16 protein-coding genes and 1 pseudogene are annotated in these 15,222 nt (G+C 62.2%); 13 read left to right on the forward strand and 4 right to left on the reverse strand.

Annotated elements, in window-relative coordinates:
• Window positions 1-133: 133 nt before the first annotated feature.
• Window positions 134-463, forward strand: coding sequence for a hypothetical protein (locus CK220_RS13585; protein WP_095812209.1), 330 nt, complete (start codon window positions 134-136; stop codon window positions 461-463).
• 24 nt (window positions 464-487) lie between these two features.
• Here CK220_RS13585 and CK220_RS13590 read toward each other — a convergent pair whose 3' ends face one another.
• Window positions 488-1,057, reverse strand: a complete 570-nt coding sequence (locus CK220_RS13590; protein WP_095812210.1) for a methylated-DNA--[protein]-cysteine S-methyltransferase — start codon at window positions 1,055-1,057, stop codon at window positions 488-490.
• Between the two features lie 175 nt (window positions 1,058-1,232).
• Between CK220_RS13590 and CK220_RS13595 the strand changes: the two genes are divergently transcribed.
• The 6 genes from CK220_RS13595 (at window position 1,233) to CK220_RS13620 (ending at window position 6,936) form a co-directional block, all read left to right on the forward strand.
• Entirely contained in the window at window positions 1,233-2,195 is a 963-nt protein-coding gene (locus CK220_RS13595) for a lytic transglycosylase domain-containing protein (RefSeq protein WP_095812021.1), read from the forward strand.
• Window positions 2,196-2,239: 44 nt separating this feature from the next.
• Window positions 2,240-2,737: an N-acetyltransferase gene (locus CK220_RS13600; protein WP_095812022.1), complete on the forward strand. Its 498-nt coding sequence runs from the start codon at window positions 2,240-2,242 to the stop codon at window positions 2,735-2,737.
• A 398-nt stretch (window positions 2,738-3,135) separates the two neighbouring features.
• On the forward strand, window positions 3,136-4,404 hold the full coding sequence (locus tag CK220_RS13605) for an ABC transporter substrate-binding protein (protein WP_095812211.1): 1,269 nt from the start codon (window positions 3,136-3,138) through the stop codon (window positions 4,402-4,404).
• 5 nt (window positions 4,405-4,409) lie between these two features.
• Window positions 4,410-5,348: a sugar ABC transporter permease gene (locus CK220_RS13610; RefSeq protein WP_095812212.1), complete on the forward strand. Its 939-nt coding sequence runs from the start codon at window positions 4,410-4,412 to the stop codon at window positions 5,346-5,348.
• 1 nt (window position 5,349) lies between these two features.
• Complete coding sequence (locus CK220_RS13615) at window positions 5,350-6,174, forward strand: carbohydrate ABC transporter permease (protein WP_095812023.1); 825 nt, start codon at window positions 5,350-5,352, stop codon at window positions 6,172-6,174.
• 204 nt (window positions 6,175-6,378) lie between these two features.
• Window positions 6,379-6,936 (forward strand): DUF4142 domain-containing protein, encoded by a 558-nt coding sequence (locus CK220_RS13620; RefSeq protein ID WP_095812024.1) that lies wholly within the window; start codon window positions 6,379-6,381, stop codon window positions 6,934-6,936.
• Window positions 6,937-6,965: 29 nt separating this feature from the next.
• Here the strand turns inward: CK220_RS13620 and CK220_RS13625 are convergent, their stop codons facing one another.
• Window positions 6,966-7,286, reverse strand: coding sequence for a DUF1476 domain-containing protein (locus tag CK220_RS13625; RefSeq protein WP_095812025.1), 321 nt, complete (start codon window positions 7,284-7,286; stop codon window positions 6,966-6,968).
• A 226-nt stretch (window positions 7,287-7,512) separates the two neighbouring features.
• Here CK220_RS13625 and CK220_RS13630 point away from each other — a divergent pair, with 226 nt between their 5' ends.
• Together CK220_RS13630 and CK220_RS13635 are read left to right on the forward strand one after the other, a co-directional pair.
• The gene (locus CK220_RS13630; RefSeq protein ID WP_095812026.1) at window positions 7,513-7,902 is read left to right on the forward strand and encodes a DUF6152 family protein; all 390 of its coding nucleotides are present in this window, start codon (window positions 7,513-7,515) and stop codon (window positions 7,900-7,902) included.
• Window positions 7,903-8,367: a hypothetical protein gene (locus CK220_RS13635; RefSeq protein ID WP_095812027.1), complete on the forward strand. Its 465-nt coding sequence runs from the start codon at window positions 7,903-7,905 to the stop codon at window positions 8,365-8,367.
• On the opposite strand, the gene CK220_RS13640 is transcribed toward CK220_RS13635, so the two are convergent.
• Window positions 8,351-8,737, reverse strand: coding sequence for a hypothetical protein (locus tag CK220_RS13640; RefSeq protein ID WP_095812213.1), 387 nt, complete (start codon window positions 8,735-8,737; stop codon window positions 8,351-8,353). The two genes, CK220_RS13635 and CK220_RS13640, sit on opposite strands and share 17 nt — an antisense overlap.
• Window positions 8,738-9,061: 324 nt before the next feature.
• Here CK220_RS13640 and CK220_RS13650 point away from each other — a divergent pair.
• The 4 genes and pseudogenes from CK220_RS13650 (at window position 9,062) to CK220_RS13660 (ending at window position 11,677) form a co-directional block, all read left to right on the forward strand.
• A pseudogene (locus tag CK220_RS13650) lies at window positions 9,062-9,509 on the forward strand (cupin domain-containing protein).
• Window positions 9,510-9,664: 155 nt separating this feature from the next.
• Window positions 9,665-9,922, forward strand: a complete 258-nt coding sequence (locus CK220_RS31420) for a hypothetical protein (RefSeq protein ID WP_141245135.1) — start codon at window positions 9,665-9,667, stop codon at window positions 9,920-9,922.
• A 40-nt stretch (window positions 9,923-9,962) separates the two neighbouring features.
• Window positions 9,963-11,237, forward strand: a complete 1,275-nt coding sequence (locus CK220_RS13655; RefSeq protein WP_141245136.1) for an AIPR family protein — start codon at window positions 9,963-9,965, stop codon at window positions 11,235-11,237.
• Between the two features lie 185 nt (window positions 11,238-11,422).
• Window positions 11,423-11,677 (forward strand): hypothetical protein, encoded by a 255-nt coding sequence (locus tag CK220_RS13660; protein WP_141245137.1) that lies wholly within the window; start codon window positions 11,423-11,425, stop codon window positions 11,675-11,677.
• A 23-nt stretch (window positions 11,678-11,700) separates the two neighbouring features.
• Here CK220_RS13660 and carB read toward each other — a convergent pair whose 3' ends face one another.
• The gene (gene carB, locus CK220_RS13665; RefSeq protein ID WP_095812030.1) at window positions 11,701-15,192 is read right to left on the reverse strand and encodes a carbamoyl-phosphate synthase large subunit; all 3,492 of its coding nucleotides are present in this window, start codon (window positions 15,190-15,192) and stop codon (window positions 11,701-11,703) included.
• Window positions 15,193-15,222 lie beyond the last annotated feature (30 nt).

A 15,222-nucleotide genomic window follows, 5' to 3' on the forward strand; every position in this document is an offset into this window, starting at 1 on the left:
TTCGCCGACGAAAACAAGATGGCGTTAACTGCATGTGCTGCGATAGCGTCCAACGGAGCCCACTTCGGGCGGAAGCTTTGCGGCCAGGGATGCGTTGTGGGGGATGATAGGCTTGCTGTTGCGGGAGAAGATCATGAGGACAATTCTGCTTGCCGCCTGCCTGATGTTGGTGGCCGTCGAGGCGCAGGCCGTCTCGCGCTACGACCCGACGCGCATGAGCTGCGATCGCGTGCAGGCGACGATCGCCAGGCAGGGCGCGGTCATCCTGCGCTATCAGTCGACGCGCGTGCCGGGACTGCCGCTTTATGACCGCTATGTGCGGGACGAACGCTTCTGCAACATGGGCGAGGTGAGGTCGAGGGCCTACGTGCCGAGCGCCGACACCGAGTCCTGCCCCGTCTATATCTGCAAGCGGCCGGACTTCGACCGGCATTTCCGACGGCGGATCTTCCCGCGTCACTAGAGTCCGGCTTTCGGCAAGCCTGTGTCAGAACGTGAATGATGCCTGAGCGGCCGGCGGCGGACCGACCCGCACGCCTTCCATGGCCAGCATCTTCTCCTTGGTGGCGGAGCCGCCGGGAGCCGAGAAGCCGCCGATCTTGCCACCCGCGGCAAGGATGCGGTGGCAGGGAATGACCAGCGGCACCGGATTGGTGCCAAGCGCTGCACCGGTTTCGCGGGCGAGGCCGGCATGGCCGGCACGCTGGGCCAATTCGCCATAGGTGGTGGTCTCGCCGAAGCCGAGCTTGCGCGCGGCGTCATAGACGGCGAGGCGGAAATCGTCGACGCCGTCGAGATCGACCGGCACGCCGGAGAAGTCGACATCCTCCCCGGCCGCATAGGCCTTGATCGAGGCGATCAGTTCGACCACCCATTTCGGCTGTTCGGTGCAGCTTGAGACGCCGGCACGGCGAAACAGGCGGCGCTCGACCGCTTCGCGGCTGCGCTCGGGCAAGCAGAGCCGGATCAGGCCCTTTTCGCTCCAGGCAATGCCCATGAAGCCGATCACTGTTTCTAACACTGCGTGGCCGGCCGTGATCGGCGATGCGTTTTCCATGGTGCGCTCCTTTCCGCAATCTGCGAAAAACGGGTACATCTCCAGTACAGATAGGGAACAATATCGCAGTTTGCTTCGAGTCTCGCCACCCGAAAGCTGCATACTGGCCCTGATTGCCCGCTTGGAATCGCTGGTGTAAGGACTTTTTAACAACCGACAATCGGACCTGCAGGGCTTGGCAGCGAAAATCATTCTCACCGCGATCGGCGTGCTCGTTGCAGCTGCCGGCCTCAGCGGCTGTACCTCGACCTCCCAGATGAAGCCCTCGCCGGTGCTTGCGGCGGCTTCGACGCCGGCCGTCGAGGACGACAGCCCGACCGTCGCGCTGCCCGAAACCGTTGCCGTTCTGCCGGAGCCTTCCGGCCTTGCACAGGTGCAGACGGCGGCGCTGACCGGCGATGCCGTTGCCTTGGCGACGGCGCCTGGGGCGACGACGGCTGGCGCGCCGCTGCCCCCGCCCGCGCAGCCCGGCGCCGCCCTTCCGCCGCCGGCGCAACCAGTCGCGTTCGCCGGATCGACACCTGTCGCCGGGCAGTTTCCGCCGCCGCCGGTGCTGATGGCTGGCGCATCGCCGACCGGCCCCGGTGCGCTCAAGCAGGCCGCCGTCTACAAGACCCCCGCTGTTGCCATGCCGGTCACCGGCCAATCGGCGAAAATGGCGCCCATGCCGGGCGTGCAGCAGGTTGCCTATGTGGTGCCGCAGAACCCGGCGCTGCTTATCCAACCGGGCCAGCCCGAACAGCATGCCACGGGTCCGCGCGCCGAGATCGAGCGGCTGATCGAGAAATATTCGGCGATCTACGAAGTGCCGGTCGATCTGGTGCGCCATGTCGTCAACCGCGAGAGCACGTTCAATCCGAAGGCCTATAATCACGGCCATTGGGGACTGATGCAGATCAAGCACGCGACGGCACGCGGCATGGGCTATGGCGGGCCGGCGGTCGGTCTGTTCGACGCCGAGACCAATCTCAAATACGCTGTCAAATACCTGCGCGGCGCCTGGCTGGTCTCGGGCGGCAACGCCAAGCGGGCCGACCAGCTCTATCAGACAGGCTATTATTACGACGCCAAGCGCAAGGGCCTGCTCGATCAAACGGGTCTCGGCGTCGACCGCCGCCGCCTGCAGCCAGGCGCCTGAGCGCCGGCAACGAGGCCCGTCCCACCGGCGTTGGGGCCAGTTGCATGCGTGAGAATGACAGCCGCCGGCCGCCGGCCGCCAACGATGTCCGCCTTCGCAAACTTCTCGACGATGCGCTGACGGCGCCGCATTGGCCGGAAGGTTTCGTCATGCGCCCATTCGAGCACAGGGATGCGCAGGCCCTGCACGCGCTGCTGGAGGAGGCGTTCGACGACGGCGCCGATGGCGCGTTCGACGAATGGTGGCCGCGCATCTCAGGCGATGCCGAGTTCGATCCGGACCTCTGTTTCCTCGTCATCGACGGCAAGGGGCTGCTTTCGGGCGCCGCGCTTTGCTGGGCGTCGGGCTTCGTCAAGGATCTGGCCGTTCATCCGGACTCGCGAAGGCACGGCATCGGGGAGGCGCTGATGCGGCACGCGTTCCTGACTTTCCGCGACAGGGGTGCCGCACATGTCGACCTCAAGACCAACACGGTGAAGAATACCGCTGCTTTCAAGCTTTACGAGCGGCTCGGCATGGTTCCGGTTGCCTGGGAAGGCTAGCGCTTCGCAGCAATGCCTGCGGCGACACAACCGAATGCGGGGCGGCATTGTGAACCGCTTCACACAAGCTGACGTTAGGGCATGCTAATGCGTCGTGATGCCGGGCGGCCGATCGGCGGATCGACGCTGGCAAGGCGTCGGAGAGGCTGTGCCGGCATGCGTCAGCCACTCCAAGGCGGGCTCCGGGGCGGCGGGTTTCGGAGCCCGCCCGCTTTGGGCCTGCGGCCAATCGCGAGATCTCCCTGAACTGAATGACTTGGGTCAGTCTGGTCGCGGACCGTCCCGGATGGCCACATCGGGAACCCGAAGCGTGGCTCCGCATTCAATGCGGGCGGAGGGTCATCATCAGCCGGCGCGGCAAGGTCCGCGTGGACGGCTCCGAGGCGAGGCCCACCAGCATGAAATTTCACCGCGCATTCCTTGCACTTGCCGTCGGCGCGATGCTCACGGTGGCGCCGGCCCGCGCGGTCGAGCTGTCGATCGTGTCGGGCGACACGGGCAACGGCATCAAGGTACTGCGCGAGATACTCGACCGCTACCAGAAGCAGAGCGGCAACAAGGTCGACATCGTGGTGATCCCGCCGTCGAGCACCGACCAGTTCGGTCAGTTCAGATTGTGGCTCGCGGCGGGAAACAGCGACATCGACGTCTACCAGACCGATGTGATCTGGGCGCCGCAGCTTGCCAGCCAGCTCGTCGATCTCACCGCGGCGACCAGGGATGTCGTGGCCGAGCATTTCCCCTCGATCATCCAGTCGCAGACGGTGAACGGAAAGCTGGTGGCGCTGCCAATCTTCACCGACGCGCCGGCGCTCTATTACCGCAAGGATCTCCTCGACAAATACGGGGCCAAGGTGCCGACCACCTGGCAGGAACTTGCCGACACCGCCAAGCTCGTCATGGACAAGGAGCGCACCGCCGGCAACAAGGACATTTGGGGCTTCGTCTTCCAGGGCAACGCCTATGAGGGGCTGACCTGCGATGCGCTCGAATGGGTGATGTCGAACGGCGGCGGCCAGATCATCGAGCCGGACGGCACGGTCTCCATCAACAACCGACAAGCCGCGGCCGCGCTCGACATGGTCAAGGGCTGGATCGGCACCATCGCGCCGCCGGGCGTGCTCGCCTACCAGGAAGAGGAATCGCGCGGCGTCTGGCAGACCGGCAATGCCGTCTTCATGCGCAACTGGCCCTATGCCTATGCGCTCGGCAACAGCGAGAACTCACCGATCAAGGGCAAGTTCGATGTGGCGCCGCTGCCGGCTGGCATCGGCGAAGGCGCCCGGCCGGCGGCAACGCTCGGCGGCTGGAACCTTGCGGTTTCCAAATATTCCAAGCACCAGGACGCGGCGATCGATCTGGTGAAGTTCATCGCCTCGCCCGCAATGCAGAAATACCGGACGCTGAGGACGTCCAACCTGCCGACCATCAAGGCGCTCTATGACGATCCCGATATCGCTAGGGAACAGCCGATCGTCCCGCGCTGGAAGCAGATATTCCTCAACGCGGCGCCGCGCCCTTCGGCGACCGCCAAAATCAAGTACAACGAAGCCTCAAGCCAGTTCTGGACGGCCGTCCACAACACCATGTCGGGCGACGGCAGCGCCGCGGACAATCTGGCCGATCTCGAGGCGAGGCTGACCAGGCTGAAGGGCAAGGGCTGGTGAAAGCGATGCCTGTGAGCCGCTCGCGCCTGATGCGGCAGCGCGTGCGCTCGGCCTGGCTGTTTCTGGCGCCGATGCTTCTGGTCCTTGCCGCCGTCGCCGGCTGGCCGCTCCTGCGCACCTTTTACTACAGCTTCACCGACGCCTCATTGGCCGATCTCGACGCCCGACAGTGGGTCGGCTTCGCCAATTATTTCTCGGTGCTCAGCATGCCGAGCGGCCGCGTGCTCTATGACGGGCTGCTCGCCGATCCGGTCTGGTGGCGCGCCGTCTGGAACACGCTGCTCTTCGCGGTGGTCTCGGTGAGCTGCGAAACGGTCCTCGGCATGATCGTCGCGCTCGTGCTCAACGCCGACTTCCGAGGCCGCGGCATCGTCAGGGCGGCCATCCTCATTCCATGGGCGATCCCGACGATCGTCTCGGCCAAGATGTGGCAGTGGATGCTCAACGACCAGTTCGGCATCATCAATGCGGTGCTGCTCAATCTCGGCCTGATCCATGCCAAGATCGCCTGGACCGCGAGCAGCGACACGGCGATGATCGCGGTGCTTATCGTCGACATCTGGAAGACGACGCCGTTCATGGCGCTGCTCTTCCTCGCCGCGCTGCAGATGCTGCCGCGCGATGTCATCGAAGTCGCCAGGCTCGACGGCGCCAATCCGTGGCAGATCTTCTGGCAGGTGACCTTGCCGCTCATCCGCCCGGCGGTCATGGTTGCGGTGATCTTCCGCGCGCTCGATGCGCTGCGCATCTTCGACCTGATCTATGTGCTGACGCCAAACAATGTGCACACCAAATCGATGTCGGTGTTCGTGCGCGAGAACCTGTTCGAGTTCGACAAGTTCGCCTATGGCTCGGCCGCCTCGACGCTGCTTTTCCTGATCGTCGCCCTGCTCACCATTTCCTACATCCGCCTCGGCCGGATAGACCTGGAAGGAGGCCGCTGAGATGGCAATGTTGAAGCGCCTAGGCTTCTTCCTGCTGGTGGGGGCGATCGTCTTCGTCGCGGTGTTTCCGCTCTACTACGCCATCGTCACCAGCCTCAAATCCGGCACCGAGTTGTTCGAGGCGAGCCTTTGGCCGGCGGCGTTCAGCCTGGCCAACTACAGGAACGTGCTGGTCGAAGGTCCCTTCCTGCGCAATCTCCTGAATTCGCTGGTTGTCTCGGGCGCGGTCGTGCTCATCTCGCTGCTGCTCGGCGTGACCTCCGCCTATTCGCTGGCACGCGTCCGGTTTCGCGGCCGTTCGGCGCTGATGCTTGCCATATTGTCGGTGTCGATGTTTCCGCAGGTCGCGGTGCTGGCCGGCCTGTTCGAGATCATCCGCGCCTTTGGCCTCTACAATTCGCTCATTGCGCTGGTCTTCTCCTACATGATCTTCACGCTGCCGTTTACGGTCTGGGTGCTCACCGCCTTCGTGCGCGACCTGCCGGTCGAGATCGAGGAAGCGGCGATCCTCGACGGCGCGACGCCATGGATCATCATCAGCCAAGTCTTCCTGCCGCTGATGTGGCCGGCGTTGGCGACGACAGGGCTGCTCGCCTTCATCGGCGCATGGAACGAGTTCCTGTTTGCGCTGACCTTCACCTCCAACAACGCGCAGCGCACGGTGCCGGTGGCGATCGCGCTGCTTTCCGGCAACTCGCAGTTCGAGATCCCCTGGGGCAACATCATGGCCGCTTCGGTGATCGTCACCGTGCCGCTGGTGGTGCTGGTCCTGATCTTCCAACGCAAGATCGTTTCCGGCCTTACCGCCGGGGGGGTGAAGGGATAGGCCGTGCTGATATTCAGGTGATGCGGCCTGCGAATGGCGGTGTCCTGCGCTTCGGGTGCGTGTTTCAAATACGCTCCGCTCCGGTTCTCGGAACCACCATCCTCGGCCTGACGTGAATCTCAACACCGCCTCCTTCACGGGCCCCGAACGCAACCGGCAGCGCCATTTCGCGTTGGAAGTGCAAGGGCTGATCGGAGATTCCAGATGAAAACGCTTCTGACCGTGGCTGCCATGGCGCTCCTTGCCGGTGCGCCGGCCACTCTTGCTCAGTCGAGCGACAGCAACGATGTCGCGCCAATGGCGGCAGACAACAAGGTCGACACGCAGACTTTCGTCACCACAGTACCCAATGCCAATGAGTTCGAAATCCAGGCGAGCAGGCTGGCCGAGGAGAAGTCGCAGTCGGACGAAGTCAAGGCTTTTGCCGATGAGATGGTCAGGGACCACACCAAGGCCGGGGAGGATTTCAAGGCGGCGATGAGCCAGGGTCAGACGACGGCTTCCATCAAGCCTGCCGGCCCCGCTCTGGGGCCCAAGGAACAGCAGATGCTAGGCGAGCTGAAGCAGGCGAGCGGCACGGAGTTCGACCAGAAGTACATCAAGATGCAGATGGATGCGCACAGGGACGCCGTCGCGCTGTTCAGCACCTATGCCAATTCCGGCGACGACCCGGCGCTGAAGGAATTCGCCAAGAAGACTCTGCCGGTGCTGAAAATGCACGAGAAGCATGTGAAGGAACTGGCGGTGGCGCATCGCGGGTGAGGGTGGTTTCTGCCCGCCGCAGCGGGTCCTCAGCTCGCCTTGATCTGCTCGACCGCCGTTGCCAGCAACTCGTCCATCGCCTGGCGAATCTGAGCATCCGACAGGGCGACGCCTGCCGCGTCGAAATCGGCACGGACCTTGCGGAACACGTCGTTGTCGCCCGCTTCCTCGAAATCCGCGCGCACCACTTCCTTCGCATAGGCGTCGGCGTCCGCGCCGGATTTGCCGAGTTTTTCGGCGGCCCACAGGCCGAGCAGCTTGTTCCGGCGCGCCATGGCCTTGAACTTCGTCTCCTCGTCCATTGCGTATTTCTTTTCGAAGCCTTCCTGACGGTCCCTCATGCTGCTCATGGTTTGCCTCGCTCGGACGTGAGTTCGACCGCCTCCGATGCATGAGAAGAGCGGCCAGGAGAAGCGAAAATGGGGAGCATGAAGGCCTGTAGCAAGGCCTGATCGTGCTGTGGACGCCGCGGAACCGAAACTCGTGCCATGCCGGGCTGAAGCTCCGATGTGATTTGACCTGGCCGTGCCGTAGCCTACTTTCGACCGCTGGCAGGAGGAGTGGAGGAGACGGGCGATGCAGTTGCCGTTGAACCATATGCAGGGCGTCGGGCTGGCGGCGGCGTTGATGCTTGCTGCGGGCACTGCCGCCTATGCCCATCACGGCTGGTCGTGGACGCAGGACGACTTCTTCGAGCTCAAGGGCAAGATCGCCGCGATCTATATCGGCAATCCGCACGCGACGCTGGACGTCGATGCGAAGGGCGAGGTGTGGCGGGTGGAGATGGCGCCGCCCGCCCGCACCATCGCTGCCGGCTTCACCGAGACGGTCGCCAAGGTCGGCGACGCGGTGACCGCGATCGGCCATCGCTCGCGCGACCAGGCGGAAAAGCGCATGAAGGCGGTGCGCATCATCGTCGGCGGCAAGAGTTACGACGTTTATCCCGACCGCCTGCCGCCGGCCTAGATGGCGGAGTTTCTGGCCGGCATCGAGCAGCTTGCCTTGGTGCGCGGGCTGAAAGCCTCGTTCGTCGCCTATCCGATCGTCAATGCGCTGCACATCATGTCGATCGGCGCGCTGCTGACCAGCGTCGCGCTTATGGATTTCAGCGTCCTTGGCGCCTTCTCGCTGCCCCACGCGCCGTTCGTCGCGCTGCTGCGCCGCGTAGCCCTTGGGGCGTTTGGCGGGGCGATCATCACCGGGGCGCTGCTGTTTTCGGTAAAGGCGGGGACTTATGCGGCGATGCCGGTCTTCCTTGCCAAGATGACGCTGATCCTGCTGGCGGGGGCCAATTTCCTCGCCTTCACGCGCTTGACCCGCACGAGCGGGGTGGCCGGGTCGGCCGGGGGCATTGCGGCCGTCCTGGCCGTGATTTCGCTCGGCCTGTGGACCTGCGTGCTTTTCGCCGGGCGGTTCATAGGTTTTTTGTGAAGCAATTCCAGGAAGCGAGCCCGCCGCTTGCTGCTGAGATGTCCGGCGCGTTGCCGACCTTCTTCTTCATCTCCAGCGCCCAGGCGCGGCCTTCGTCGCCGCCCCACAGCAGCCACGCGATGTAGCCGGCAGAGGGATTTTCCTCGTTGCCGTAGTTCTTGCCGCGCTTGTCGACCTCGTGGCGGGCGAAATAACTGACCATGCGGCGGATGGCGGAAGGCGACAGGTTTCGCCTTTCCTTCAGCTCCGTCGCCCGCGCCACGCCAATGTCGGTGCCGCCGCGGCCGAACTGCTTGCGCAGGCGCAGCCCCTTGGCGGCGTTGTCGGCGACTGTCTGCGGGCAGCGCAGGTCGATCTCGTCTTCGGACATGTCATCCATCGCAGATTTTTAGCCTACGGGCAGAATGCGGGAAAGCGGGAGGGTTCCAGGGGGCTGTTCGTCCATCGCGGTCGCGTCAGCCGCATGTTTACCCGATGCTGGCCCCGCCCCTCATTGCCCTGCCGGGCATTTCTCCCCGTATAGTGACGGGGAGAAAGAAGCCTGCGCCGACGGTTTCGCCAATCGCCAGCACCGCAGGAAGAACGCCGGCGTTGCGGGCGGCCCCCTTCTCCCCGTTCAACGGGGAGAAGATGCCGGCAGGCAGATGAGGGGCGGCGCCAGCGTCCCATTGGAAGTCCGAAACGGAGGAACCACATGCCCAAGATCGACCTCTCATCAATCCCTGTCCGTAAACGCTCCGGCTATCCCGCACCCTTCGACCAGCCCTGCGCCGAGCGCACGCGCCGCCGCCTCGGCGATGCCGGCGGGCTGAAGGATTTCGGCGTCAACCTGATGACGCTGCCGCCCGGCGGCTGGTCGAGCCAGCGCCACTGGCACAGCCATGAGGACGAGCTGTGCTGGAGGACGAACTGACGCTGGTCGAGGGCGGCGGCGAAACGCTGCTCAGCGACGGCGCGATCTTCGCCAAGAACAGCGGCGATTGCACATGATCAACCGCTCGTCGGTCACGTCGCGCTACCTGGAAGTCGGCTCACGCAACCCGGACGATGTCATCACCTGCTCGGACCTCGACATGATGAGCGCGAGTTCGGATGGAAGGTTTTTGCATAAGGATGGGAGGGCGTATGAGGGGCAGGGGTGAGGTCCACCGTTATGATCTATCAGAGTAGGAAAAATCCTGATCAAATACCAACTGCAAGATTCGTGTGCATGACTAACAGTTGATATGGCTGCGACTACTTCTCTGGTTTGTCTTCTTCGACTACTATCGAAGCGGACTCGGCGATGGGGCTAGCCATGGACATCACTCGTGATCAACGCTTTGCGTGGTCAAAACGACCTGAGAACCACGAATGGGAAAATCTAATCGCCCCCTATTACAAGCAAACCGACGGCACGGTTAACGTCGACGTCCTCCATAAAATTGCCGACCTAAATGGACTATTTGACCCTCGCAAAAAATACGCTCATCTAAATCCCGGTCAGATTGCGATGAATATCCGCAACAGGCTTCGTGTTCTGTGGAAGAATGGTTCCTTAAATTTACCAGCTTAACTGCATGTCAATGTAATTGACAAAAATTGGGGGGCAGGCTTTGGCGTATATTGATGCTTTTAGCGCTAATGACGCGCTCATAAAACAGCTCGGCGAGGGTAACGCATACCTGGCGTGGGTGATGGCGTTGTATCTGGAAGAACCTGACGTCGAGGCTCTGGCCTCCGAAGGGATTACAGATGGGCCAAACGACAAGAAAATTGACTTCATATATTTGGATCGTGACACGAAGAGAGTTATTTTTGCGCAAGGTTATCTATCAGGAGGAAAGCAGGATTCCGCACCCGCGAACAAGGCTGCTGATCTGAACACCGCTGCCGCTTGGCTGATGTCCGGCGACCTCGCGAATGTTCCAGAGACCTTGCGAGAGATTATCGTCGAATGCCGAGAAGCAATTGATGAAGGGGAAGTCGAGGGGATAGAGCTTCTGTATGTTCATAACTTACCAGAGTCCGTCAATGTAACTCGAGAATTGCAAACGGCTGCGCAGCATCTACAAAAGACGCTGGGCAGTGCTTCCATATCTGTAGTCGCACGGGAGCTTGGAATCTCAAGGACCGAACATATTTTTGCGACACAAGAGTCGCACATTGATGTGAAGGATATCGTCCATTTTCCCTCAGATGTTAAATTTAGCGAGTCAGGGCCTAAGTGGGAGGCTTCTGTATCGTCTGTTCCGGGTCTCTGGCTTCACGAGCTTTATTCGAAGTACGAAGATCGTTTATTTTCAGCAAACTATCGTGGATTTCTTGGGATAAGTAGAAGGAGGCGAATAAACAACGGTATTCGTCAATCTGCCGAGCTGAAGCCCAAGGATTTTTGGGTATTTAATAACGGCATCACGCTTTTAACGTTGGGAAAGAGAGAATCTAAGGCCGGAGTTGAGCTAACGGGTATATCTATTATCAACGGTGCGCAAACGACCGGGTCTATAGGCTCTATTGATCTCAAGAAGAATGACATAAAGTCTGTCAATGTCTTGTGTCGTGTCATACAATGCTCGGACCCAGAAACCATAAGTGAGATTGTTAGGTACAATAATACACAAAACGAGATTACCACTTGGGATCAGTTTAGTAATGATTCTGAGCAGAATAGAATATTTAAGGAATTTGAAGAACTCGGCCATACATACGTGCGAAAACGTGGATTCCGCGCGGCAGGGGATCAGATAGGAATTGAGGAAGTGGCTCAGCCACTTCTAGCCTTTCACGGCCGATATCAAGATGGGATTCGAGGGAAGAATCAGATTTTCGAACGAAACCTTTATATTCGAACGCGTTCGAAGATAAAAAAGCTCGGCATATCCTTTTAGCTTACAGCCTTTCTAGGGCTATCGACGAGCGAAGGATAAGTCTAAAGGAGAGATCAACTGCTGGATCGATCATAAAAATTGAAGAAGATCAGCTGGCCTTATTGCGGAACCTAAGGTTCAAGTCGTTCCTCATTGCTGTGATTGCGCAGGTTCTGGAATCAATCACCTTAAAGAAGGTCGATCCCTTGACCGTCGCGTTCCAACCGGATGTGGCGCAAGCAAAGAATAGCTCCCTTGTTGGCTTGGCGGCGTTATGGAGCCCGGTTGTCGATCACGTGTTGTCGCTGGTAGCCACCCAGGTAACACCAGCTGGCTTGTCAGAGAGCTTTTCCGAAGACGCTTTTTTGCCCTCGGTAGCTAAGTCTGTCGGCGCTCTGCTTTATGCTGGGAAGGCGGCCGAGCAACACGCCCAATTTGCAAAAGTTATTGCGGACTCATGAGTCCTTCGTAGCGGGCCGCTGCTTCACCCGAAATACTCCTGCAACGGCCGCACCTCCAAATTCCCCGCCCGCAGCGCGGCAATCGCTTCCGCCACGGCCGCCGCTCCCGACAGCGTCGTGTAATACGGCACCTTCTGCATCAGCGTTGCGCGGCGCAGCGACTTGGAGTCCGACACCGCTTTCTGGCCGTCGGTGGTGTTGAAGACGATCTGGACCTGGCGGTTGCGGATGGCGTCCTCGATATGGGGACGGCCTTCGAGCACCTTGTTGATCTTTTCGGCCGTCACGCCGTTTTCGGCGAGGAAGCGGGCGGTGCCGGAGGTGGCTAAAACCTTGAAGCCCTGGCCGGCGAGGCGTTTCACGGCCGGCAGAATGCCTTTCTTGTCCTCGTCGCGCACCGAGACGAACAGCGTGCCGGAGCGTGGCAGGTCGACATTGGCCCCTAACTGGCTCTTGGCGAAGGCTAAAGCAAAGTCGCGGTCGAGGCCCATCACCTCGCCGGTCGAGCGCATTTCCGGCCCGAGCAGGATGTCGACGCCGGGGAAGCGGGCAAAGGGGAAGACGGCTTCCTTGACCGCGATATGGCCCGGATTGCGCGCGTCCGGCATGGCGCCGTAGTGGGCGAAGGCGTTTTCCAGCGTCTCGCCGGCCATGATGCGGGCGGCGATTTTGGCGATGGGACGGCCGATGGTCTTGGCGACGAAGGGCACGGTGCGCGAGGCGCGCGGATTGACCTCCAGCACATAGACCGTGCCGTCCTTGATGGCGTATTGCACGTTCATCAGGCCGCCGACATTGAGCGCGCGGGCCAAGCTTGCTGTCTGCCGCTCCAGCTCGTCGACGAGGTCCGGCTGCAGCGAATATACCGGCAGCGAGCAGGCCGAGTCGCCCGAATGGATGCCGGCCTCCTCGATATGTTCAAGGATGCCGGAAACGAAGGTCTCCTTGCCGTCGCAGAGGCAGTCGACGTCGACCTCGGTGGCGCCGGTGAGATAGGTGTCGAACAAAAGCGGGTTCTTGCCGAGCAGCGTGTTGATCTGGCCGGTCTTGTCGGCCGGATATTTCTGCTTGATGTCCTCCGGCACCAGGCCGGGCACGGTGTCGAGCAGATAGGTCTGCAGCATGCCTTCATTGTAGATGATCTGCATGGCGCGGCCGCCGAGCACATAGGACGGGCGCACCACCAGCGGGAAGCCGAGCTCGGCGGCGACGAGGCGCGCCTGCTCGACCGAATAAGCGATGCCATTCTTCGGCTGGGTGAGCCCGAGCTTGTGCAACAGCTTCTGGAAACGGTCGCGGTCTTCCGCAAGATCGATCATGTCGGGCGAGGTGCCGAGGATCGGGATGCCGGCCTTCTCCAGCGCGTCGGCGAGCTTTAGCGGCGTCTGGCCGCCGAACTGGACGATGACGCCGACCAGTTCCCCGGATGCCTGCTCGGCGCGCAGGATCTCCAGCACGTCCTCCGGCGTCAGCGGATCGAAATAGAGGCGGTCCGAGGTGTCGTAGTCGGTCGATACGGTCTCGGGGTTGCAGTTGACCATGATCGCCTCGAAGCCGGCGTCACGCAGCGCAAAGGCGGCATGGCAGCAGCAATAGTCGAACTCGATGCCCTGGCCGATGCGGTTCGGGCCGCCGCCGAGGATGACGACCTTCTTGCGCGACGACACTCGCGCCTCGTTGGCGAGCTCGCCGGCGAAGGGCGTCTCATAGGTCGAGTACATGTAAGCGGTCGGCGAGGCGAACTCGGCGGCGCAAGTGTCGATGCGCTTATAGACCGGGTGAACGCCGAGCTGTTGCCTGGTCTTCTGAATCACTTCCGCGTCGGTCCTGGTCAGCGACGCCAGGCGTGCGTCGGAGAAACCCATCGCCTTCAGCATGCGCAGGTTCGCCGCGTCCTGCGGCAGGCCGTGCTCGCGGATACGCTCCTCCATGGCGATGATGCCGGCGATCTGCTCGAGGAACCACGGGTCGATCTTGCACATGGCGTGCACGTCTTCGAGCGAAGTCCCCATGCGGATCGCCTGCGCCACCATGCGCAGCCGGTCGGGCGTCGGCGTGCCGAGCGCGGCGCGGATGGCGTTGCGGTCGTCGGCGCCGTCGGCGGACCCAAGACCGGGGATCTCGATCTCGTCCAATCCCGTCAGCCCGGTTTCCAGCCCGCGCAGCGCCTTTTGCAGCGATTCCTGGAAGCTGCGGCCGATCGCCATCACCTCGCCGACCGACTTCATGGCGGTGGTCAGCACCGGCTCGGCGCCGGGGAATTTCTCGAAGGCAAAGCGCGGGATCTTCGTTACCACGTAGTCGATAGACGGCTCGAACGAGGCCGGCGTCGCGCCGCCGGTGATGTCGTTCTCCAGCTCGTCCAGCGTGTAGCCGACGGCGAGCTTTGCCGCGACCTTGGCGATCGGGAAGCCGGTCGCCTTCGAGGCGAGCGCGGAGGAGCGCGAGACGCGCGGGTTCATCTCGATCACCACCAGGCGGCCGTCGGCCGGATTGACGGCGAACTGCACGTTGGAGCCGCCGGTCTCGACGCCGATCTCGCGCAGCACCGCGATCGAGGCGTTGCGCATCATCTGGTATTCTTTGTCGGTCAAGGTCAGCGCCGGCGCGACGGTGATGGAATCGCCGGTATGCACGCCCATCGGGTCGAGGTTCTCGATCGAGCAGATGATGATGCAGTTGTCCGCCTTGTCGCGGACCACTTCCATCTCATACTCCTTCCAGCCGAGCACGCTCTCCTCGATCAGCACCTCGGTGGTGGGCGAGGCGTCGAGGCCGGACTGGACGATGTCGTAGAATTCGGCGCGGTTGTAGGCAATGCCGCCGCCCGTGCCGCCCATGGTGAAGGAGGGGCGGATGATCGCCGGCAGACCGACATGGTCGAGCGCCTGGGCGGCGATCGCCATCCCGTGGCTGATATAGCGCTGCTTGCGGTCGCCCTCGCCGAGGTTCCAGCGCGTCTCCAGCGCGTCGAGCGCGGCATCGAGGTTTTTTGGATTCTCCGCCTTCAGCGCGGCGCGTTCGGCCTCGTGGATCTTGCGGTCGGCGTCCTTGACCTCGGTGGCATTGGCCAGCATCGAGCGCGGCGTCTCCAGGCCGATCTTGCTCATCGCCTGGCGGAACAGGGCGCGGTCCTCGGCCTTGTCGATGGCATGCGCATCGGCGCCGATCATCTCGACATTGTAGCGGTCGAGCACGCCCATGCGGCGCAGCGACAGCGCGGTGTTGAGCGCGGTCTGCCCGCCCATGGTGGGCAGCAGCGCGTCGGGGCGCTCCTTGGCGATGATCTTGGCCACCACTTCCGGCGTGATCGGCTCGATATAGGTGGCGTCGGCCAGCTCCGGATCGGTCATGATCGTGGCCGGGTTGGAGTTGACCAGGATGACGCGGAAACCCTCTTCCTTCAGCGCCTTGCAAGCCTGGGTGCCGGAATAGTCGAACTCGCATGCCTGGCCGATGACGATGGGGCCGGCCCCGATGATCAGGATCGACTTGATGTCGGTGCGTCTTGGCATGGTCTATGGATTCCGTTCGGCGAGCGGCTT

Source organism: Mesorhizobium sp. WSM3860 (assembly GCF_002294995.1).
Lineage (GTDB): Bacteria > Pseudomonadota > Alphaproteobacteria > Rhizobiales > Rhizobiaceae > Mesorhizobium.